The organism is Variovorax nivicola (assembly GCF_051216475.1).
In the GTDB taxonomy this organism is placed as follows: domain Bacteria; phylum Pseudomonadota; class Gammaproteobacteria; order Burkholderiales; family Burkholderiaceae_C; genus Variovorax.
In genome coordinates this window covers 1,102,672-1,123,500 of the sequence record NZ_JBPJZK010000001.1, presented here as the reverse complement: position 1 = coordinate 1,123,500, position 20,829 = coordinate 1,102,672, and the positions used below count along the sequence as shown (strand labels likewise).

21 protein-coding genes are annotated in these 20,829 nt (G+C 64.1%); 6 read left to right on the top strand and 15 right to left on the bottom strand.

All coding sequences use genetic code 11. The features are described 5' to 3' along the window. Positions 1–8: 8 nt before the first annotated feature. The 8 genes from ACSFBF_RS05260 to ACSFBF_RS05225 form a co-directional block, all read right to left on the bottom strand. A complete protein-coding gene (locus ACSFBF_RS05260) occupies positions 9–1,100 on the bottom strand; it encodes a P1 family peptidase (RefSeq protein WP_435465296.1) in 1,092 nt (363 codons plus the stop codon). Positions 1,101–1,117: 17 nt separating this feature from the next. After that, complete coding sequence (gsiD, locus tag ACSFBF_RS05255; RefSeq protein WP_435465295.1) at positions 1,118–2,044, bottom strand: glutathione ABC transporter permease GsiD; 927 nt, start codon at positions 2,042–2,044, stop codon at positions 1,118–1,120. Positions 2,045–2,054: 10 nt separating this feature from the next. Continuing rightward, positions 2,055–2,975, bottom strand: a complete 921-nt coding sequence (gene gsiC / locus ACSFBF_RS05250) for a glutathione ABC transporter permease GsiC (protein WP_435465294.1) — start codon at positions 2,973–2,975, stop codon at positions 2,055–2,057. 48 nt (positions 2,976–3,023) lie between these two features. Continuing rightward, positions 3,024–4,577: a glutathione ABC transporter substrate-binding protein GsiB gene (gene gsiB, locus ACSFBF_RS05245; RefSeq protein WP_435465292.1), complete on the bottom strand. Its 1,554-nt coding sequence runs from the start codon at positions 4,575–4,577 to the stop codon at positions 3,024–3,026. Between the two features lie 70 nt (positions 4,578–4,647). Next, on the bottom strand, positions 4,648–6,525 hold the full coding sequence (locus tag ACSFBF_RS05240) for a dipeptide ABC transporter ATP-binding protein (protein WP_435465290.1): 1,878 nt from the start codon (positions 6,523–6,525) through the stop codon (positions 4,648–4,650). 40 nt (positions 6,526–6,565) lie between these two features. Next, the gene (locus tag ACSFBF_RS05235; protein WP_435465289.1) at positions 6,566–7,540 is read right to left on the bottom strand and encodes an isoaspartyl peptidase/L-asparaginase family protein; all 975 of its coding nucleotides are present in this window, start codon (positions 7,538–7,540) and stop codon (positions 6,566–6,568) included. Next, a complete protein-coding gene (locus tag ACSFBF_RS05230) occupies positions 7,537–8,520 on the bottom strand; it encodes a MurR/RpiR family transcriptional regulator (protein ID WP_435465287.1) in 984 nt (327 codons plus the stop codon). Before ACSFBF_RS05230 ends, ACSFBF_RS05235 begins: the two co-directional genes overlap by 4 nt. Positions 8,521–8,768: 248 nt before the next feature. Further along, positions 8,769–9,893, bottom strand: a complete 1,125-nt coding sequence (locus tag ACSFBF_RS05225; RefSeq protein ID WP_435465286.1) for a sensor histidine kinase — start codon at positions 9,891–9,893, stop codon at positions 8,769–8,771. Positions 9,894–10,109: 216 nt separating this feature from the next. Here ACSFBF_RS05225 and ACSFBF_RS05220 point away from each other — a divergent pair, with 216 nt between their 5' ends. Both ACSFBF_RS05220 and ACSFBF_RS05215 read left to right on the top strand, forming a co-directional pair. Next, positions 10,110–10,850, top strand: a complete 741-nt coding sequence (locus ACSFBF_RS05220) for a Crp/Fnr family transcriptional regulator (protein ID WP_435465285.1) — start codon at positions 10,110–10,112, stop codon at positions 10,848–10,850. Positions 10,851–10,969: 119 nt separating this feature from the next. Next, positions 10,970–11,677, top strand: coding sequence for a Crp/Fnr family transcriptional regulator (locus tag ACSFBF_RS05215; protein WP_435465282.1), 708 nt, complete (start codon positions 10,970–10,972; stop codon positions 11,675–11,677). Positions 11,678–11,704: 27 nt separating this feature from the next. Here the strand turns inward: ACSFBF_RS05215 and ACSFBF_RS05210 are convergent, their stop codons facing one another. Next, on the bottom strand, positions 11,705–12,037 hold the full coding sequence (locus tag ACSFBF_RS05210) for a collagen-like protein (protein ID WP_435465281.1): 333 nt from the start codon (positions 12,035–12,037) through the stop codon (positions 11,705–11,707). A gap of 406 nt (positions 12,038–12,443) precedes the next feature. On the opposite strand from ACSFBF_RS05210, the gene ACSFBF_RS05205 reads away from it, so the two are divergent. Next, on the top strand, positions 12,444–12,776 hold the full coding sequence (locus tag ACSFBF_RS05205) for a hypothetical protein (protein ID WP_435465279.1): 333 nt from the start codon (positions 12,444–12,446) through the stop codon (positions 12,774–12,776). 167 nt (positions 12,777–12,943) lie between these two features. Here the strand turns inward: ACSFBF_RS05205 and ACSFBF_RS05200 are convergent, their stop codons facing one another. Both ACSFBF_RS05200 and ACSFBF_RS05195 read right to left on the bottom strand, forming a co-directional pair. Beyond that, on the bottom strand, positions 12,944–13,771 hold the full coding sequence (locus tag ACSFBF_RS05200) for a hypothetical protein (RefSeq protein ID WP_435465277.1): 828 nt from the start codon (positions 13,769–13,771) through the stop codon (positions 12,944–12,946). Positions 13,772–13,999: 228 nt separating this feature from the next. Next, entirely contained in the window at positions 14,000–14,452 is a 453-nt protein-coding gene (locus ACSFBF_RS05195; RefSeq protein ID WP_435465275.1) for a GNAT family N-acetyltransferase, read from the bottom strand. 79 nt (positions 14,453–14,531) lie between these two features. On the opposite strand from ACSFBF_RS05195, the gene ACSFBF_RS05190 reads away from it, so the two are divergent. Continuing rightward, positions 14,532–15,437, top strand: coding sequence for an alpha/beta hydrolase (locus tag ACSFBF_RS05190; RefSeq protein WP_435465274.1), 906 nt, complete (start codon positions 14,532–14,534; stop codon positions 15,435–15,437). Between the two features lie 87 nt (positions 15,438–15,524). On the opposite strand, the gene ACSFBF_RS05185 is transcribed toward ACSFBF_RS05190, so the two are convergent. From ACSFBF_RS05185 to ACSFBF_RS05175, 3 genes are read right to left on the bottom strand one after another with little or no spacing between them, the layout of a single operon-like run. After that, positions 15,525–16,073: a hypothetical protein gene (locus tag ACSFBF_RS05185; RefSeq protein WP_435465273.1), complete on the bottom strand. Its 549-nt coding sequence runs from the start codon at positions 16,071–16,073 to the stop codon at positions 15,525–15,527. A gap of 25 nt (positions 16,074–16,098) precedes the next feature. Continuing rightward, a complete protein-coding gene (locus ACSFBF_RS05180) occupies positions 16,099–16,650 on the bottom strand; it encodes a hypothetical protein (protein ID WP_435465272.1) in 552 nt (183 codons plus the stop codon). Next, the gene (locus tag ACSFBF_RS05175; RefSeq protein ID WP_435465270.1) at positions 16,647–17,312 is read right to left on the bottom strand and encodes a peptidoglycan recognition protein family protein; all 666 of its coding nucleotides are present in this window, start codon (positions 17,310–17,312) and stop codon (positions 16,647–16,649) included. Before ACSFBF_RS05175 ends, ACSFBF_RS05180 begins: the two co-directional genes overlap by 4 nt. 268 nt (positions 17,313–17,580) lie before the next feature. Between ACSFBF_RS05175 and ACSFBF_RS05170 the strand changes: the two genes are divergently transcribed. Further along, positions 17,581–18,609, top strand: coding sequence for an aldo/keto reductase (locus ACSFBF_RS05170; protein ID WP_435465269.1), 1,029 nt, complete (start codon positions 17,581–17,583; stop codon positions 18,607–18,609). Here ACSFBF_RS05170 and ACSFBF_RS05165 read toward each other — a convergent pair. Next, the gene (locus ACSFBF_RS05165) at positions 18,606–19,499 is read right to left on the bottom strand and encodes a LysR substrate-binding domain-containing protein (RefSeq protein WP_435465268.1); all 894 of its coding nucleotides are present in this window, start codon (positions 19,497–19,499) and stop codon (positions 18,606–18,608) included. The two genes, ACSFBF_RS05170 and ACSFBF_RS05165, sit on opposite strands and share 4 nt — an antisense overlap. Before the next feature lie 168 nt (positions 19,500–19,667). Here ACSFBF_RS05165 and ACSFBF_RS05160 point away from each other — a divergent pair, with 168 nt between their 5' ends. Next, positions 19,668–20,825: a branched-chain amino acid ABC transporter substrate-binding protein gene (locus tag ACSFBF_RS05160; protein ID WP_435465267.1), complete on the top strand. Its 1,158-nt coding sequence runs from the start codon at positions 19,668–19,670 to the stop codon at positions 20,823–20,825. Positions 20,826–20,829: the final 4 nt, after the last annotated feature.

The window sequence follows — 20,829 nt, the reverse complement described above, 5'->3', positions numbered from 1 at the left end:
GCTCGCAGTCAGGCGTGGGTTGAAAGAAGTGCGGAGGCGGGCAGCACGTCGCCCAGTGCGGCGCGGTGGTTGCCATCGCGCCCGGTCACGGGCGTTGCGCGCCACAGGGCATGAATGATCGCCTGCTCGGTGCTGTCGGCCGCTGCCTGGAACAGCCCGTCGAGCAGCCCGTCGTGCAGCATCGCCACGGCCGGCATCGGCCGCTCGACACGGTCGGGCACGGTGTAGGCGGTGGAAAAGGCCAGCACGATGTCGCCGCTGCCATGCCCGAAGACCGAGCCCGTGCGGGCCAGCCCGGCACCCGCGCGCAGCGCCAGGCGGCGCAGCTGGCGCGCGTCGAGCGGCGCGTCGGTGGCGACGACGACGATGATCGAACCCTTCTCGGCTTCGTCCACCGCCGGAAGGCTGCGCGAGGCCTGCAGCTTCGCGAGCCGGTCGCCGACCGCGTGCCCGGCCAGCACCAGTTGCGGCTGGCGCCCGTAGTTCGCCAGCACCAGCGCACCCACTGTGTGGCAGCCGCCCGTGCAGCCGACTCGCGCCGACACCCGCCGCGAGGCACTGCCGATACCGCCCTTGAGCTGGAAGCTCGACATGCCGCGCCCCGCGCCGACCGAGCCCTGCGCAAAGTCGGCGCTGGCGTTGGCCAGTGCGTGCAGGTAGTCAGCCTCGGTCACCGCCATACGCTGGATGTCGTTGAGAAAGCCGTCGTTGCACTCGAACACCAGCGGGTTGACCGTGGGCAGCGTGCGTCCGCTCTCGGGGTTGTCGGCCACGCAGTGGCGGATCTGCGCCGTGCCCACCGTGCCGACCGAGAAAGTGTTGGTCAGCGCAATCGGCGTTTCGAGCACGCCGAGTTCGGCCACCTGCACCAGCCCCACGCTCTTGCCGAAGCCGTTGAGCACCACGGCGGCGGCCGGTACCTTGTCGCGGAATGGGTCGCCGGCATGGGGCCGGATCACCGTCACGCCCGTTTGCACGGCGCCATCGCTGAGCGTCTGGTGGCCCACGGTGACGCCCGCGACGTCGGTGATGGCGTTGCGTTCGCCCTGGAGCAGGTTGCCGATGAAGGGGAGGAGGGCTTGCTGCTTGCTGGAAGACATGAAGAAGAAAGAAATTACTACTGGCGGTCGATCTTCGGATCGAGCGCGTCGCGCAGTGCATCGCCCAGCAGGTTGAAGGCGAGCACGGTGAAGAAGATGGCCAGACTGGGGAACAGCGCCACGTGCGGCGAGGTCACCATGTCTGCGCGGGCTTCGCTGAGCATCGCGCCCCATTCGGGCGTCGGCGGCTGCGCGCCCATGCCCAGGAACGACAGGCTTGCCGCCGTGATGATCGAGGTGCCCACGCGCATCGAGAAATACACCACGATCGACGAAATGGTGCCCGGCAGGATGTGCCGCACGATGATGGTCCAGTCAGATGCGCCAATGCTGCGCTCGGCCTCGATGTAGGTCTGCTGCTTCAGCACCAGCGTGTTGCCGCGCACGAGCCGCGCGAACGCCGGCACGCTGAACACCGACACCGCCACCACCACGTTGGTCATGCTGCTGCCCAGGATGGCGACCACGCCCAGCGCCAGCAGGATGCCGGGGAAGGCGAACAGCACGTCAGAGACGCGCATCACGATGCGGTCCCACCAGCCTTCGTAGTAGCCCGCCAGCAGGCCGAAGGCCGTGCCCACGAAGCCACCCACCAGCACCGAAAGAAAGCCCGCCATCAGCGAGATGCGCGCACCCATCAGGATGCGGCTGAAGATGTCGCGACCCAGCGGATCGACGCCGAACCAGTGCGTGGCCGAAGGCCCCGTGTTCAGCATGTCGTAGTCGAAGAAGTTCTCCGCGTCGAAGGGCACGATCCACGGCGCGAACACCGCGACGAACACCAGCAGCACCACGAAGAGCGCGGCAACGATGCCCACCGGCTGCTTCTTGAAGCGGCGCCAGCATTCGCCCCAGGGCGTGCGGACCTTGCCCGCGATCTGGACGGCCGCGACCGGTGTCGTTGGAATGAGGGTTTCGGCAGGCACGCCGGAAGCTTGCGTCATGGCTGCTTGCTCACTTGTAGCGAATGGTCGGGTTGATGTAGCCATAAAGCACATCCACCACGAGATTGATCAAAATGAATTCGAGCGAGAACAGCAGCACCAGTGTCTGGATGACGGGGTAGTCGCGCATCTGCACGGCATCGACCAGCAGGCGGCCGAGGCCGGGCCAGTTGAACACCGCCTCCACAAGGATGGAGCCGCCGAGCAGGAAGCCGAATTGAAGGCCCATCATGGTGACCACCGGGATCAGCGCATTGCGCAGCGTGTGCTTGAACACCACGCTGGTTTCGCGCACGCCCTTGGCGCGCGCGGTGCGCACGAAGTCTTCCTGGATCACCTCGACGAACGAGGCCCGCGTGAAGCGCGCCATCACGGCCGCCACGGCCGCGCCCAGCGTGATCGAGGGCAGGATGTAGTGTTTCCAGCTGCTGGCCCCCACCGTGGGCAGCCAGCCGAGCTGTACCGAAAAGATCTGCATCAGCAGCATGCCCAGGGCAAATGCGGGAAAAGAGATGCCCGACACGGCGAGCGTCATGCCCAGCCGGTCGGGCCATTTGTTGCGGTACACCGCCGAGACGATGCCGATGCCCATGCCGAAGATCACCGCCCACACCATGCTGGTGATGGTCAGCATCACCGTTGGGAAGAAGCGCTCGCCGATCTCGGTCGCCACCGGCCGCCGCGTGCGGATGGAGGTACCGAAGTCGCCTTGCAGCATGTGGGTGAAGAAGCTCACGAACTGCTGCGGCAGCGGCTTGTCGAGCCCGAGCTCCGCGCGGACCATGGCCACGGTCTGCTCGTCGGCGTCCTGGCCGGCGGCAAGTCGCGCCGGATCGCCGGGCAGCATGTGGACGAACAGGAACACCAGCACCGCCACGATGAGCAGCGTGGGGATCAGGCCCAACAGTCGTTTGAGGAAGTAATTCAGCATGGGGTGCAGGCAGTCAACCCCTCACCCTGACGGGTGAGGGGGCGAGGCTTAGTTCGCTACGGAGATGGCGTCGATGTTGATGTTGCCGTCGGGCATCACGAACACACCCGAGAGGCGCTTGGCGTGCGCCGACAGGTTCTGCTCGGTGATCATCGGCACGCGCGGCAGGTCCTTGCGGATCTCTTCCTGCGCGGTCTTGTAGAGCGCGGTCCGTTCCTTTTCGTCGACGGTCACCAGCGCCTTGGCCAGCGCGTTGTCGACCACTTCGCTCTTGTAGAACGACATGTTGTTCAGCCTGGGCGCCCATGCTTCCGAGGCGAACAGCGGGCGCAGGCCCCAGTCGGCTTCACCGGTCGACGACGACCAGCCCGTGTAGTACATGCGAACCTTCGCCGTCTTCGGATCGGGCCATGCATCCACCTGCTCGGTGCGCTGGCCCACTTCGAGCGCCTGCACCTGCAGCTTGATGCCGATCTGCGCGAGCTGCTGCTGCACGAACTGGATCGTCTTCTGGCTGGTGGTGTTGTTGTAGGCACTCCACAGCACCGACTCGAAGCCGTCGGGGTAGCCGGCTTCCTTCATCAGCTCCTTGGCCTTCTTCAGGTCGTAGGGAATGGGGGCCATCTTCTCGGCGTACTTCACGCCCTGGGGCAGCACGCCCTGCGCGGGGAAGGCATAGCCGCCGAACGCGACCTTGGCCAGCGCTTCCTTGTTGATGGCGTAGCCGATGGCCTCGCGCACCTTGGCGTTGTCGTAGGGCTTCTGCAGCATGTTGAATGCCAGGAAGCGCGTGATGATCGAGGGCGTGGCCACCACTTCGAGCTTGTCGCTCTTCTTCAGCAGCTCGGCCTGCTCGTAGGGAATGGGGAATGCGAAGTCGGCTTCGCCGGTCTGCAGCATCGCGGCGCGGGTGTTGTTCTCGAGCACCGGCTTCCACGACACGGTGTCGACCTTCGGGTAGCCCTTCTTCCAGTAGCCGTCGAACTTCTTGGCCTTGACGGCTTCGGTCTGCTTCCACTCGACGAACTCGAACGGGCCCGTGCCCACGGGGTGGAAAGCGATGTCCTTGTTGCCCCACTTCTTCAGCGCGGTGGGCGAGATCATCGCGGCCGAGGCGTGGGCCAGCGAGTTGATGAAGGGACCGAAGGGCTCCTTCAGCGTGATGCGCACGGTCGTCGGGTTCAGCGCTTCGACCTTGCCCACGCGGTTGAACTGGTTGTAGCGCAGCAGCTTGTTGTCCTGGTTCAGCACGCGGTCGAGCGTGAACTTCACGGCTTCCGCGTTGAAGTCGGTGCCGTCGTGGAACTTCACGCCGGTGCGCAGCTTGATGGTGTAGACCAGGCCGTCCTTCGATACGTCGTAGCTCTCGGCGAGCACGTTCTGCACCTTCAGGTCCTTGTCGAACTGGAACAGGCCTTCATAGAAGGTCTTCGTCACCGCGGTGGTGATGGTGGTGTTGGTGTTGTATGGGTCCAGCGTTTCCGGCTGGTAGCCGATCGAGAGCACCACGTCTTTCGCGGCCAGTGCCGTGCCCGAAGCGGCCAGCGCGGCCAGGCCCAGCAGTGCGGAAGCCCATCGCAGGGAGGAAGAAGATTGCGTCATGGAAGAACTCCAGTCGGTTCGTGGAAAAAAGCAGGAGAGAGAAACCTGCGGGTTGAAAAAATCAGTTCGGTCAGAAAGCGCCGCCAATGGCGTGCCGCGCAACGAAGTGGCCGGGCGCAACCTGGACCAGCGGCGGCACGTCGGGCTCGTCGCCCACCGCGCGGATGGGGCTGGGAATCTCGCCTTCGAGCAGCGCACGCGGCTTGTGGCGGCGCGACGGGTCGGCCACCGGCACCGCTGCCATCAGCTTGCGCGTGTAGGCGTGCTGCGGTGCCTCGAACACCGCGCGGCGCGGGCCGATTTCGACGATCTGGCCCAGGTACATCACGGCCACGCGGTGGCTGATGCGTTCCACCACGGCCATGTCGTGCGAGATGAAGAGAAACGCCACGCCCAGCTCGCGCTGCAGGTCGAGCATCAGGTTGACGATCTGCGCCTGAATGGACACGTCGAGTGCCGACACCGATTCGTCGGCCACCACCACCTTGGGGTTGAGCGCCAGCGCGCGCGCAATGGCAATGCGCTGCCGCTGGCCGCCCGAGAACTCGTGCGGATAGCGCTGCGCCACCTCCGGCGGCAGGCCGACCTTCTGCAGCAGCCAGTCGACGCGCTGCTGCGCCTCGGCGCCCTTGGCGATGTTGTGGATGAGCAGCGGCTCCATGATCGAGAAGCCCACCGTCACGCGCGGATCGAGTGAGGCGAACGGGTCCTGGAAGATGAACTGGATATTGCGGCGCAGCGCCTGCAGCTCGCGCGTGGGCAGTTCGCGGATGTTCTTGCCGCCGAACTCGATGGCGCCGCTCTGGCTCTCGACCAGGCGCAGCAGCGAGCGGCCGGTGGTCGACTTGCCGCAGCCCGATTCGCCGACCAGCGCCAGCGTTTCGCCGGGGTACAGATCGAAGCTGATCTTTTCCACCGCATGCACGCGGCGCTTCACGCGGCCGAAGAGGCCGCTGCGCACGTCGAAGCGCGTGACGAGGTCGCGCACGCGAAGAATGGGGCCGGTGTCCTGGCGCACCGTGTCTTGCGGCGTGGGCGCTTCGACGGGCTGGGTGTCGGCGCTGGCCTCGGTGCGCAGCAATTCGAACTTGGCCGGCAGGTCGGTGCCATGCATCGCGCCGAGCTTGGGCACGGCCGACAGCAGCGCCTTGGTGTAGGGATGCTGCGGCGCCGCGAACACGGTGTCGGAGCTGCCGGCTTCCACCTTGTCGCCGCGGTACATCACGAGCACGCGGTCGGCGATTTCGGCAACCACGCCCATGTCGTGCGTGATGAAGAGCACGCCCATGTGCATCTCTTTCTGCAGCTCGCGGATGAGCTGGAGGATCTGCGCCTGGATGGTCACGTCGAGCGCGGTGGTCGGCTCGTCGGCAATCAGCAGCTGCGGCTTGCACGACAGCGCCATAGCGATCATCACCCGCTGGCGCATGCCGCCCGACAGCTGGTGCGGAAAGCGGTCGAGCACGTTGCGCGCTTCGGGAATGCGCACCAACTCAAGCATGCGCAGAGCTTCGGCGCGCGCGGCCGCATCGCTCTTGCCCTGGTGGATGCGGATGGCCTCTGCGATCTGCTCGCCGGCCGTGAACACCGGGTTCAGCGACGTCATCGGCTCCTGAAAGATCATCGCGATGTCCGCGCCGCGGATGTTGCGCATTGCGCTGTCGCGTGCCTGTGCGAGGTCGAGCACCTCGCCGTTGCGGCGGCGGAAGGCCATGCTCCCGCCGAGGATGCGGCCGCCACCGTGCTCCACGAGCCGCATCAGCGCAAGCGAGGTCACCGACTTGCCCGAACCCGATTCGCCCACCACTGCAAGCGTTTCGCCATGGTCGACGTGGAAGGACAGCTTCTTCACGGCATCGACCGTGCGCTCGGAAGTCGAGAAGCGAACGGTGAGGTCGTCGACGGCGAGAACGCGGCCGTCCGGCAGGGAGAGGGCAGGGGTGGACATGGGAGTGCGAAGAAAAATGGGGGCGTACGTCGGTGCGTCGTCAGGCGAAGATGGCCGTGTGCGGCGCTTCGTCGCCGCGCGCGTGGCCGCGGTACATGCCTTCGGTGTTGAAGGCGAGGCTCAGGTTGCCGTGGCGGTCGATGGCGATCAACCCGCCGGTGCCGCCGATGGCAGGCAGCGACTGCTGAACGACGGCATGCGTGGCGGCTTCGAGTGTGGCGCCGCCGTAGGCCATGCGGGCGCACACGTCGTACGCAGCTGCAACGCGGATGAACATCTCGCCGCTGCCGGTGCACGACACGGCGGCCGTGCGGTCGTCGGCATAGGTGCCGGCGCCGATGAGCGGCGAATCGCCGATGCGGCCGACGCGCTTGTTGGTCATGCCGCCGGTGGAGGTGGCGGCGGCCAGGTGGCCGTGCATGTCGAGCGCTACCGCGCCGACGGTGCCGAACTTCTTGTCTTCGTCGAGCGGCGACGTTGCCGCCATCGAAGCGCCTTCGTGGTCGACCACCACGCGGCCGGTGTCGCGCACGCGGTAGAGCTGCTGGCGGCGCGCCTCGGTGGAGAAGAAGGAGGGCTCGACCATCTCCAACCCGTGTTCGCGCGCGAAGGCCTCGGCGCCCGCGCCGGCCAGCAGCACGTGCGCGCCGTCTTCGAGCACGGCGCGCGCCGCGCGCACCGGGCGGCGGACGTGACACACGCCGGCAATGGCGCCGGCGGCGAGCGTGGCGCCGTCCATCACGGCGGCGTCGAGCTCATGGGTTTCGTCGTGCGTGAACACCGCGCCGTGGCCCGCGTTGAAGAGCGGGCAGTCTTCGAGCATCTCGACTGCGAGGCAGGCGGCGTCGAGCGCGGATGCGCCCTTGAGCAGCGCCGCCTGCGCGGCGGCCACGATGCTTTTCAGCGCGTCGTGGTAGGCCTGAGCCTGTTCGGCGCTGGTCGTGGCGGCGCTGATGGTGCCGGCGCCGCCGTGGATGGCGATCACGGGCACATGAGGCGCTTGGGATGGGGTCATCGGGAAGCTTTCTTCTTTTTCTTGCCGGCGCCGTTGAGGGCAGCGGCATCTGGTGTGTTTTGCAGGCGAGCGCTTGTGTCGAGGCCGTTGATCCGCGGCAACCCATTGGCGCCGTGCAGCCACGGCCGCACCGCCTGCAGGATGCGGCCGGCCGACTGCACCGGGTCGGGCGCGCGCAGACTCACCGCGCTGGTCAACGCCTCGATCAGCGCGAGCACGCTGGTTTCGCAGTTCGGGCGGTAGCTGGTTTCGGTCTGGCAATAGAGCGCCACGTCGGCCAGCGGCGCCAGCGGCGAGCTGGGGCGGTCGGTGAGCGCAAGCACGGCGCAACCCTGGCCGCGCGCGATTTGCGCGAGCGCCACGGTGTCGGTCAGGTAGCGCGGAAAGGTCAGGCCGATGAACAGGTCCTTCGGCCCCGCGTGCATCAGCGTGCGCGCGGCGTGCGTGACGCCGCTGACGCCCGAGAGCAGGCGCACGTCGTTGCAGCTGCCGTCCAGCCCGTGCTGCAGCAGGCCCGCGAGCCATGCGCTTGCGCCGAAGCCGCCGATGTAGATCGAGCGCGCCTTGCCGATGCGCTCCACCGCGGCTTCGCAGGCGGCGTAGTCCAGCGTCTGGCGCGTGGCTTCGATGTTGCGGCGGCTCTCGTCGAGCGCAGTGGCGAACACCTCGGCCACCGTGGTCGGGTGCTCCAGGTTGCCGCGCAGGCGCTCCACCGGCGCCACCAGCGGCTCGAAGCCGCGCACAAGCTCGGCGCGGAAGGTGGCGTAGCCGTCGAAGTCCAGCGCGCGCGCAAAACGGTTGGCCGTGGCGACCGATACACCCACCGCGGCGGCGAGCTCGTCGATGGGCAGCGTGGCGACCTGCAGCGGGTGCTCCAGCACGTAGTCGGCCACCTGCCGGTGCGAGCGCGACAGACGCGGCAGCGCCTGCGCAATGCGCTGGGCCACGGTGGTGCCTGGGGTGTCGACGGTGATGCTCATGAAGGGTGCAACGTGCCCGAAAGTGTGCGTTTTTTGAAAACCAGTTTACAAATATAAGTCAGATAAGAAAATTTTCTGTCATTTTTGATCATGATTGCAAGTAGCGGGCCAGGGGTGAAGGGGCATTGAACGGGCTGTGAGAGCACCGTTTCCCTCGTGGAAGGCACGCCTGAGCCCATGGCGGAATGGCGTCTAGGGATTTCCCCTGATGTCGCGGATGCGCGCCGTACCTCCGGCGGCACCGACGGTCACTGGAGCGAGTGGCGCGGCAGCGAAATCGTGAAGACGCAACCGGTGCCGGGCACGTCCCGCACGGTCAATGTGCCGAAGTCCGCCTCGACGCTCCGGCGGGCGATGGAAAGACCCAGGCCCAGGCCCGACCGGTCATGACTGTGCTGGTTGAAGGGGGCGAACATCTTCGCGGCGATTCCCGGCGGCAGCCCTCCGCAGTGATCTTCGACTTCGATCAGGACATGTTCGCCAAGCTCATAGGCCTTCAAGGCGATGTCGGTGTGCGGGTGCGTGAACTTGAATGCGTTCTGCAGCAGGTTCGCCAATGCAGCAAGCAGCAGCTCCCGGTTTCCCCGAATGGCCAGCAGTGAGTCGACGGGTGGCACCTCGAAAGCGCAACCCGCGGCGCTTGCAACGAGCTGGGCCGCGGTTTCGGCGTCCTTGATGAGCAGGGCCACGGAAAATGTCTGCCGCTGCTCCGGCGCGCCGCTGCGAACTTCGGCGAGTGCCCGGCTGATCAATGTGGCCATCGAAGACAGGCTGCGCTTCAGCACGGCCCCGGTGGCCCCGCCCACCGTCATGTTGCCGAGTTCGAGGGCGTGAATCGCAAGGGTTGCCGTCCCGAGAGCATTGCGCAACTCATGAACCAGGAAGCCGAAACGCTCCGTCGCGTCCAGGCTCTGCTGATGGGCGATTTGCGTATCCCGCTGAAAGCTGAACTCGGTGACCGCGTCGGCAATGGCGTTGTCCAGGCACCGGTTCAGCGTCCGGAATTCTCCGATGGCGAACGGTGCATCGCGCTCGAAAGCTAGGTCCGTGATCGCCTGGCATAGGTCGCCATAGTCGTGAACGACCTGGTCGACCGTGTACCCCAGCTTCAGCAGCTCCTTGCCATGGGCAGTGGCGGTCACCCCCATTTCCGACAGCGCCAGCGAGTCTCCGCCCGATGGTCCCGAGATCCTGACGCTCTCGGCAGGTTTGTCGTCTTCTTCGGCCGCAAGGGTTCTTATCAGTTGCTCGAGGAACAACGGGATGCCGTTCGCCAACTGATGTTCAGTGGCGGCCCGCCGGGGCCTCAGTGCAACCTTCGACTTGCACCGTGAAACCAGCTCTTCCCGGTTGTTGGTGAGAAAGTTGCGCATGTTCCGGGACCTCGATGGCTTTCGCCTGGTTCATTCAATGAATGCCGCCCGCTTCTACGTGCACGGCGTATCGCCATCGTTAGCTGCCCAGGGAAGAATTGTCTGTACGGCGCCGCACATACGTGGAGTGCCGACTTGCGCGCCCTGTGTGCGAAAGCGCACAGACGCCGAGGCATTGGTCGCAAAATGATGGGCACTTTGGAATCTCCTTCCCCCATGGCATCGTCCCCGCCCCCGTCTTCTTCGCTCGCAGCCGTGGCGCGCAACAGCCTCCTGGAGGTAATGCCGCCGGAAGTGCTGACGGGCCTGATGCCGCTCCTTGAGCTGGTGCCGCTCAAGCTGGGCCAGGTGCTCTACGAATCGGGCGTGGTCCAGCAGTACGTGTATTTCCCGGTCGATTGCATCGTCTCGCTGCTGTACGTGCTGGAAAACGGGCAGTCGGCCGAGATCGCCGTCGTGGGGTTCGAGGGAATGGTCGGCGTGTCGCTGCTGATGGGCGGGGGCAGCACGCCCAACCGCGCCGTGGTGCAGAGCGCGGGGAATGCATTCCGCCTGAGTGCCGGGCACATCAAGCAGTTGACCGACAACGGCGGGCCGCTGCTGCACCTGCTGCTGCGCTACACCCAGTCGCTCATCACGCAGATGTCGCAGACCGCCGTCTGCAACCGGCACCACTCCCTGGAGCAGCAGCTGTGCCGCTGGCTGCTGCTGAGTCTCGATCGGTTGCCCGGCAATGAACTTGTGATGACGCAGGAGCTGATCGCCAACATGCTCGGCGTGCGGCGCGAAGGCGTGACCGAGGCTGCCGGCAAGCTGCAGCGCCTGAATCTCATCAAGTATTCGCGCGGACACATCACGGTGCTGGACCGCCCGGGTCTAGAGAAGCAGGTGTGCGAGTGCTATGAGGTCGTGAAGCGTGAAACGGATCGCCTGTTGCCTCGCCAGCCCGCGACCTGAGCCGGCGGCGGCCGGGCCGCATTTGGTGCGCCTCCGCACAGACGCGAGAGGGGCCCTCGGCAACAATGCGCCCGGTTGCGCATTTCCGCGCTGATTGATTCTTTCCAACAGGCGGTTCCGTGACATCAGCCCCGACCCGCCCCGTTCTCAATCGCCTGCTCGAGGCGCTGCCATCTGCAGACCGTGCGCACCTGCTCGAACGCTGCGACAGCGTGCAGCTGGCCACAGCGCAGATCCTCTACGAACCCGGCGACGTCATCCATCACATTCACTTCCCCACGAGCGCGTTCGTCTCGCTGGTGTCGACCGCGGATGGCCATGACGGCCTGCAGACGGGCATGGTGGGCAACGAGGGCGCCCTGGGCTACGAGCTGTCGCTGGACGTGCAGAGCGCACCGCTGCGGGCACTCGTGCAAGGGGCCGGCATGGCATGGCGCTTGACGGCGCAATCATTCGCGCAGGAACTGGAGCAGAACTCGACGCTCAAGCGCATCCTCAATCGCTACGTTTGCGTGCTCTTGATGGAGTTCGGCCGTTCGGGCCTGTGCAACCGCTTCCACCTGATCGAGGAGCGGCTGGCGCGCTGGCTCTTGACCACGCAGGACTGCGCGCATTCCACGCACCTTGCGCTCACGCACGAAGTGCTGGGCCGCATGCTGGGTGTGCGCCGGGTCGGCATCACCAACGCCGCGACGGCGCTGCACACGCGGCGGCTGATCGACTATCGGCGGGGTGTCATCACGATCACCGATCGCGAAGGGCTGGAGAACGCGGCGTGCGACTGCTACCGGGCCAACCGGCGCAGCTATGCGCATCTGATCGCATAGCTGCCGGCTGGTGCGTTGGTCAGTGCATCAGCGTGCGCCCGGAACCACGACAACGGTTCCGCTGCCGGTGCCAGTGCTGCCGGTGTTGCCTCTGGCGCCCGTTGCGCCGGTATTGCCTGTGTTGCCGGTATTTCCCTGATTGCCGGTTTCCCCTGTGGCGCCGGTGTTGCCGGTATTACCGGTGTCGCCTGTGGCGCCCGTGTTCCCGGTGTTGCCGGTATTTCCCCTCGCGCCCGTGGCGCCTGTGTAGCCGGTGCTTCCGGTGTTGCCCGTGTTGCCTTGAGGACCCATGGGCCCGGTGCAGGCAGATGCAGCAAGCAGGGCGAGCAACAGGATGGGCGGGAGTAGATATTTCTTCATGGCAGTTCCTTGTGGTGTCGGGGTGTGCAGCTCAATAGAGGCTACGCCGGCCACAATGACCGCCAGCGCGTATTGCGTCTGTTCGGCACCGCGCATAGATGCGAATCGCGAAACACGGCGGCTATCTCGATGGCTCCCTCCAAGCGATACACTGCCCGCCGCACGTCAAAAAAAGACGTGTTTGGGATTGGCGTCCTAAAGCACCTCTGCGATGTAAGCCGCAGATTTCTCCGCAGAGACTGTGCGGCTTTGTCGTTCGTGCCTCCTTTTTGGCGGCTCGGATGGGGAGCCGCGAGGCTCGCCGGTTCTCGCAAGAGGTGCCCGGTACGCCAACCCGTTCGAGTCGCCGCCTCCAATTGGCGTTGGGTGCGGCGGTTTTACAAGCCGCACCTCTTGGAGACCATTCATGGCTACGTCTGCTCGCGCGTCCGCGCAATATCCCGTTCGTCCCAATGCCGATGGGACGCCGCTTATCTCGGAATTCGGCATCGCCGAGTCTCTAATGCTGCAAGCCTGCGACGACGCCGACAGTCTGCGCGAGGTGCTCTGCGCCTACGCATGCCTCGAAAAACTCATCGTGCCGCTTGAAGTAGGCGACACGGAGCAATTCGGGCCAACTCGCAGTGAACTCAGCGCATTGGTACGTCTAGTCAACGAGGAGATGAGTCGTCGCATCGAGGTCGTTGACAAGACGGTTCACGCGATGCGTGCCGCGTTGATGGTGACTAAGTCATGCTGACAAGTTGTGAAGATTCAAGCTCCTTGAAGAACTCGCTGGCTGGCCAGCCAAGCATCCTCACGCTACCTTGGTTCGCACGGCAGACTTCGGCCTTTGGCCAATTTCCTCAACGGAAAAAACCCAGGCCTTAGGCTCAACGCGGCCGCGCCGCGCGACAGTCCTTCGCTTTAAGCCGGATTGTCAATCTCGTGAGCGCGCTTGAAACGAGCCCAGAACTCGAGATCCTTGAAGTCCAAATGCTCGGCAAGATATCGAAGTTGCTCTTGGACAGCCGCGGCTTTGCTACGTAGTTCGGCTCTCCGCGCGTCCGAGAGTTCTGGCGCTATTTCCGGAAGACGCCCGACTTCTTCGGCAATTTCACCTAGCGACCACTTGTCGGCACCTTGCGGACGACGAGTCAAGTAGGTCTCGATGGTTGCAATGCGTGTTCGCACTTCTGTATTGTCTGCACTGGGTCGAACGAGCTGATGCTGCAGAGCGGTCATGCTCTTTCGAACGTCAATTCCGATTTCGTGGTTCATGGCCGATACAGCGTCGAAAGCGACGGTTTTCGCCCACGGCATCAACGCCTCACGAATTGTTTTCTCGTCGGAATTGGCCTTCTCCAGCATGCTCTTGACGCGACGCGATAGTTGGTAGGCGTCCATGATCGGGGGTGCGTCGGTCCAGCGCCCCATCGAGCTAGTCAGCACCACGAGATTGGTTCCCACAAAATTCACCAACTCCTTGAGCTGATCAGTGAGAACTTCTGCTTGGTCGATGGACGCTTTTAGCTCTCGTGTCTTTGCCTCCATTCCGAGGCCCTTCAACGACTCGAACCGGTGGATAGTCGCCGCAAAGAGCAGCACAAGGCCGCCGCCAAGCGCTGTGCCCGCTAAGCCTAGGTTCTCCCTCCATACCGCCCAGGCGCCAAGGCTCAAGATGGCGAGCCCTAGGAAAGTCAGAGCACAGTCGACGATGGTTACCTGCCACGTACGAACCCTGTCTTCATTCATCTCTCACTCCTTTTTGTTGAGCGTACTCCATAGTCTCGACGGATCAACGAGGCCTGCTGACTCTGACTGGAGGTGCTTCATACGCCAAGCTGCCCAGTTGTCGCCTTCAATTAGCGTGAGGCGCGACCGGCGTATGCGAGCCATATTTCCCTGTGGCATTTATGGCGACGTTTGAGCGCTCTTTTGGCGCAAACCCATACCCGGCTGCGCTGACCAAGCCTTTTTCGATCAGCCCGCATCTTTCTGCATGAACACGCTCAGCGGATCGTTGGGATAGCTCCCAAACGGGCCACGCCGCGCGTAGCCCGCGCTCGCATAGAACGACAACGCCGCGGGCTGGCTCACGCCGGTCTCCAGCCTGAACATCGCGCAGCCACGCGCCGTTGCTTCGCTTTCGAGGAAGCTCAGAACTTTCGCCGCGATGCCTTGCCCCCGGCTCTCCGGCCGCACGTACATGCGCTTGAGTTCGCCGAACTCGGGTTCGATCAAGATTGCGCCGCAGCCAATGGCCTTGCCCTCGTCATCACGTGCGACAGCGAACAGCACGTTCGCCGCAGACAGTGCCGCGATGTCGATGCCATAGTGGCTCTCGGGCGGATACAGCGGCTTCTGGTACGCATCGAGGTCGTCGATGAGCTGGATGACGTCGGGTTGGGCGGGGCTTTCAAGAGAAATCTGCATCAATCGATAGTACCGGGCCGATTTTCGCGAGGCATCGCGAAGTTGACACCTCTGCTGCCTGCGATGAGTATCCGTTCCGGTGCGCCTTGCGCCGGAGGAACGAGGAAACAACATGAGGCTTGATCGGCTTCGCCGCGCGCTCGCGGCGTTGGGTGTTTGCGTGGCTCTCGCGGGCGTGTCTGCATGCGGAGGAGGCGGCGGCGGGGGAGGTGGCGGAGGTCTGCCGATCGTGGCACTCCCGACAACTGGCGGCGCTCCCACGCAGCCAGTGCCTTCGGCCAGCGGTCGCGTGGTGTCGGAGGTCGTCACGTCGAGCAGCAACGGGGTGCGCTACCCGGTCGATGTTTTCATTCCGGCTTCCTATGACACGGGCACCGATGCATTCCCTTCCATCTACGCACTCGACGGCGACGCCACCAACGGGCTGCCCGATACACGATTCACGAACCTCAAGAACGTCCTGCTCAAGCGCGGTACGAAGAGCCTCCTCATCGGCATCGGAAACACCGCGCGAAGGCAGGAGGACTACAACTTTCCGGGTGCCAATGCGTACCACGCCTTCCTCACGAAGGACCTGATTCCCTTCATCGAATCGAAGTACCGCACGGACCCGAAGAAGCGCATGCTCACAGGCCTGTCGACCAGCGGCAACCTGGCTGCGACGGCGTTGTTCCTGGAGGCGCCGGACAACCTCGTTTTCTCTTACTTCATCTCCATCGAGGCTGCGTTCTGGCAACAGAAGGATCAGAACTTTGCGCTCGAGCAGAAGATGTTCGACGCGCTGGCGGGCAGGCCGCTTCCCGTCACCTTGATCCTGGCTCACTGCGACAGCGGGTGCAATCAAGACAGCGTCAGGGAGATGTACCAGCGGATGGCCGCCCGAAACTATGCGGGGCTTCAGCTGCTGGAGACCTCATTCGCCTCCAACCATGTGGGAACGGATGTTCTTGCGTTCGAAGACGCGATCGTCCGGATCTTCAAATAGGGGCGATCATTTCGCTCGATGTCTCTGGGGGCGATGGGATCTTTGATGCCAGAAGAAAACCCGCCGAAGCGGGTTGGGTGGAGGCGGTCAGCGGTTGGTCCGCAGAGCTTTCAGCCGGCGTTCGGCCTCGCCAGGAGGAATCTTTCCTTCTGCCTCCGCCTTCTTGAGCCGTCGTTCATCTGCCCGATCCAGCGCGTCCTTCAGAAGAGCCATCTTGCGCTCCTTGCAAGGTGCGCAGTCGTAAAAGCTCTCTGGGGCGGCGGTGGGTTCAAGTTTTGCGTTCGACTCGAAGACATTGATTCGTCCCGTAGGTTCGACTCCGATGACGATGATCTTTCCGTTCTTGAATGCGACTGACGCACCGCCCGCGCACCCCATTCTTTCCGTGTACTCGCTGAAGTAGGACTTCCTCGAGACTCTGCGCATGTGCTGCAGTGCGTACCGCACGTCTTCCTCGGTCAGGATGACATCCGAGCAATCCAGGAAGTCTTTGTCTTCCCAGGAAGTTCCGCTGGAGGGCTCGATGATCTCGATCTTCCGTACGGAGTCGAGCGGGTATCGCTTATCGGCTGCATGAACCTGGGCGGTTGCTATCGCGAAGACCGACGCCATCAAAAGAACCTTGACTTGACTCATGGTGCGCGAGGGGGAAGTGTCGAGTTCAACGGCTGGCCCGCAATGTCTTCAGGCGACGTTCCGCTTCGCCGGGGGGAATCTTTCCTTCTGCCTCCAGCTTCCTGAGCCGTCGTTCATCTGCCCGATCCAGCGCGTCCTTCAGAAGCCCCATCTTGCGGGCCTTGCAAGGCTGGCATTCATAGTAGGTTTCCGGGCCGGAGGTGGGCTTGAGTTTGGCGTTGAGTTCGAAGGTATTGATGCGCCCCGTCGGCTCGATGCCGATAGCAATAGTCTTGCCGTTCTTGAAGGTGACGCGCGCACCGCCAAGGCATCCTGTTCGTTCGGCGTACTCGTCGAAATAGGATTTCTCCGGGACTTTGCGCATGTGCCGGAGTGCATAGCGAACATCTTCCTCGGTCAGGACAACGTCGTCGCAGTCAAGAAAGTTCTTGTTTTCCCATGCAGATCGTATCGAAGGCTCAGTGATTTCTATCTTCACCACATTGGCGATCGGATATCGCATGTCGGCCGCGTGAACAGGAAATACCGTTGCAGCCACAGCAAGTGCCGCGATGCCAAGAATGCTGGCGCTGCTCATGGTGTTGGTACCTTCAGATTCCAATTCGCACCTTGTGCCTCTGTGGGGTTCTTCCAGCTGACGTCGGAATGTGGAAAGACTTCGCCCGGTGCAATCTGCATGGAGTTCTCAAGCACGCTGACAAGCCACGCGAGCGATTGATTCTGCGCAGCGGACGGTGTGGGAAAGATGCCGAATTCTGCACGCAGCTTTTCGAGAGGCCGTTTGGCGCGGATATCCGGGTCCTTGAAGCCCAACGGCAACCTGGCTCTGCCAACCATCTCGATTCCGACGGCCTCCATGTTCCCTGGATAGCGGTCATGAGGTGCCTTGCGCATTTCGATGCGATGAATCGCTTTGGCTCCAGCTTTTGCAGGGAAGTCGCGCGGAGTGCACCTGCCCGTTATCAGGCATCGAGCCTTCAATGGCCCCACATGATTCGTGCGCTGATAGATTGCGGCGGTCTGGTAGATCGTGCCATCGGTATCGATGAGAAAGTGCGCTCCGTTCGCCTTGGGATTCTTGTAGCTGTTCAATGAAGATGCCAAGGTATCGGCATCGGTCTGATGCACGACGATGCCGGTGATTGCTCCACTCCGTTTTCCTCGTTCGATCTGAGGGCTGCGAGCATGCCTGACCCTTGCGTGATTGATCATTCCGTGTTTGTCGACTTCGACAAGCATGTGGTTTCTCCCTGAAGCTTTTTGATTGGTTGCTGACTCTTCGCGAGGCGTGTCCGCGCATCTATGCACGACACGGATCACGACCTCGCGGCGCATGCTACTGGCCGAAAAAGAGAATTTCGTGATGGCTTTGTCAACTGTTCGTGTCCGATTTCCACAAAGCCCATCCGCCCGCAGGGTTCACCTCTTCGTCCAACAATGGCCCGACGACAAGCCGGTCGGCCTGTCGGTTTCATCAATGAATCCGCAAACACCAAGGAGTACCACTTTGGAATACCGTCATCTGGGCAAATCAGGCCTCAAGGTCCCCGTGTTGAGTTTTGGTACCGGCACCTTCGGCGGCAAGGGCGAGTTCTTCAGCGCGTGGGGCAGCACCGATGTGGCCGAGGCGCGCAAGCTCATCGACATCTGCCTCGAGGCAGGCGTGAACATGTTCGACAGTGCCGACATCTATTCGGCTGGTGCAGCCGAGTCGGTGCTCGGCGAGGCGATCAAGGGCCGCCCGCGCGACGGGCTGCTGATCTCTACCAAGGCCACCTTCCGCAGCGGCGAGGGGCCGAACGACGTGGGGTCGTCGCGCCATCACCTCGTGCAGGCTGTCGACGGCGCGCTCAAGCGACTGGGCACCGACTACATCGACCTGTTCCAGCTGCACGGCTTCGATGCGAGCACGCCGGTTGAAGAAACGCTCGGCACGCTCGACGATCTGGTGCGCGCGGGCAAACTGCGCTACATCGGCGTGTCGAATTTCTCGGGCTGGCACCTGATGAAGTCGCTGGCCGTTTCAGAGCGCTACGGCTTGGCACGCTACGTCGCCAATCAGGCCTACTACTCGCTGGTCGGCCGCGACTACGAATGGGAGCTGATGCCGCTGGCGCAAGACCAGGGCGTGGGCGCGGTGGTGTGGAGCCCGCTGGGCTGGGGCCGGCTCACGGGCAAGATCCGCCGTGGCCAGCCGCTGCCCGCCAACAGCCGTCTGCACGTTACCGCCGACATGGGCCCGCCGGTGCCCGACGAGTTGCTGTACCGCGTGGTCGAGGCGCTGGAAAAGGTTGGCGCCGAAGTCGGCAAGACAGTGCCGCAGGTCGCGCTGAACTGGCTGCTGCAGCGCCCGACCGTGTCGAGCGTGGTAGTCGGTGCGCGCGACGAGGCACAGCTGCGGCAGAACCTCGGTGCGGTGGGCTGGAACCTCACGCCCGCGCAGGTTGCCGAACTGGATGCAGCCAGCACGACGACGCGGGCCTATCCCTACTGGCATCAGCAGGGCTTTCTTGAACGCAATCCCAATCCGGTTTAAGCCGGCGTCAGCCCGAGTACCCACCGCTTGAAGTGCTCCAGCGCCCCGGAGGCCGGCCGGCCTTCGGGGTACGCGAAGTAGTAGCCCTGGCGCACGTCGAGGTGCCGGTCCACCGGAATCACGAGCTCGCCGGCGCGTAGCTCGTGTTCGATCAGGATACGCGGCGCCAGGCCCACGCCCATGCCGGCCGCCGTGGCCGCGACGACCATGGTGAACAGCTCATAGCGTGGCCCGCGCGAGGCGTGCACCGTGTACTCCCAGCCTTGTTGCGCATACCAGTCGCGCCACGCATGGGCGCGCGTGCTCAGGTGCACGTGGCGGCATTGCTCGAAGCTGGCTTCGTCCCACGGCCCGTGCGCATCGCGGAACGCGGGGCTGCAGATCGGCACCATCTCGCCCTCGGCAAAGATCAGCCCGCCGCGCGTGTTCGGCCAGAACTGGTCGCCGAAGTAGATGGCCGCGTCGTAGGCGTTCTCCTGAAAAGAGAAGGGCTGCGAGCGCGCCGACAGGTTCACCGTGATGTTCGGATGCAGCTGGCTGAACTCCGGCAGCCGCGGTATCAGCCACTGCGTGGCAAAGGTCGGCACCACCGCCAGCTCCAGCACGAAGCCCATCTCGTGGCCGGCGCTGATCTCGAGCGTGTCGCGGCGGATCTGGTCGAGGTGGCGGCGGATGCGCGCCGCGTATTCGCGGCCCACGTCGGTGAGCGTGAGCCGGCGCCGCACGCGTGAGAACAGCGGCACGCCAAGCCGCTGTTCGAGCATGGCCACCTGCCGGCCGACTGCGCTTTGCGTCAGTGCCAGTTCGGTCGCCGCGCGGGTGAAGCTGCCCAGCCGAGCCGAGGCCTCGAAGGCCTGCAGCGCGCCGAGGTTGGGAATGTCTTTTCTCATCGATTGCCAGCGGTTGTCTCAGTCTTTCAGCCAAAGCACCGGTCGTGCCCGGGCGCCGGTGTCCTTCCCGGCGTGCACAACGTTGTGCGTTTTTAGCGTTTGTTCAGCGTGCGCCCACGACTCTATTCTGCGTGCCGACCCCCTGCCAACGATAAGAGGAGACTTCCGATGATTGTTTTGCGCACCCGTGGCACCGCCCGTTGTACCGCTCTGGGCATTGCACTGGCTTCCGTCCTGGGCCTGCCCGCCGCCGCGTTCGCGCAGGCCGAGCAGACCGTCACCATCGGCCACGCCGGTCCGCTCACCGGGGGCGCCGCCCACTGGGGCAAGGACAACGACAACGGCGCGCGGCTCGCGGTCGAAGACCTGAACAAACAGGGCCTTGTCATCGGCGGCAAGAAGATCAAGTTCGTGCTGCAGTCCGAAGACGACCAGGCCGACCCCAAGCAGGCCATGGTGGTTGCCAACAAACTGGTCGACATGGGCGTGAAGGGCATGCTGGGCCACTTCAATTCGGGCGCGGCCATTCCGGCCTCGGCCGTCTACAGCCGCGCGGGCCTGCCCGACGTGTCCACCGCCACCAACCCGACCTTCACAAAGCAGGGCTACAGCAACGTCTTTCGCATCCTGGCCAGCGACGAGGACGTGGGCATGGCTATCGCCAACTACACGGTGAAGGACATGAAGGCGAAGAACATCGCAGTGATCGACGACCGCACCGCCTACGGCCAGGGTGCCGCCGAGGTGTTCACGCGCGGCGTGAAGGCGCTGGGCGGCAACGTGGTGGCGCAGGAGTACGGCAGCGACAAGGCCACCGACTTCATGGCCATCCTCACCACCATCAAGAGCAAACAGCCCGACGTGGTGTTCTACGGCGGCATGGACGCGCAGGGCGGGCTCATCGCGCGGCAGATGAAGCAGCTCGGCATCACGGCCAAGCTGCTCGGCACCGACGGGCTGTGCACTGACGAGGTTGCCAAGATCAGCGGCGGCGCGGTCGACGGCCTTCTGTACTGCACGCGCGGCGGCAAGGAACTCGAAAAGACATCGAAGGGCGCCGATTTCGAGCAGCGCTACAAGGCCCGCTATGGCGTCGACGTGCTGACCTATGCGCCGTACCTCTACGACGCCATGATGGCGCTGGCCGCCGGCATGCGCGCGGCCAACTCGGTCGAGCCCGAGGCTTATCTGCCGGCAATGCGCAAGGTGAAGTTCGATGGCGTCACCGGCACCATCAGCTTCGACGCCAAGGGCAACCTGCAGAAGCCGGACTTCACCGTCTTCACCTACAAGGACGGCAAGCGCGTGCGCGTGGCCGGCTCCTGAGGCA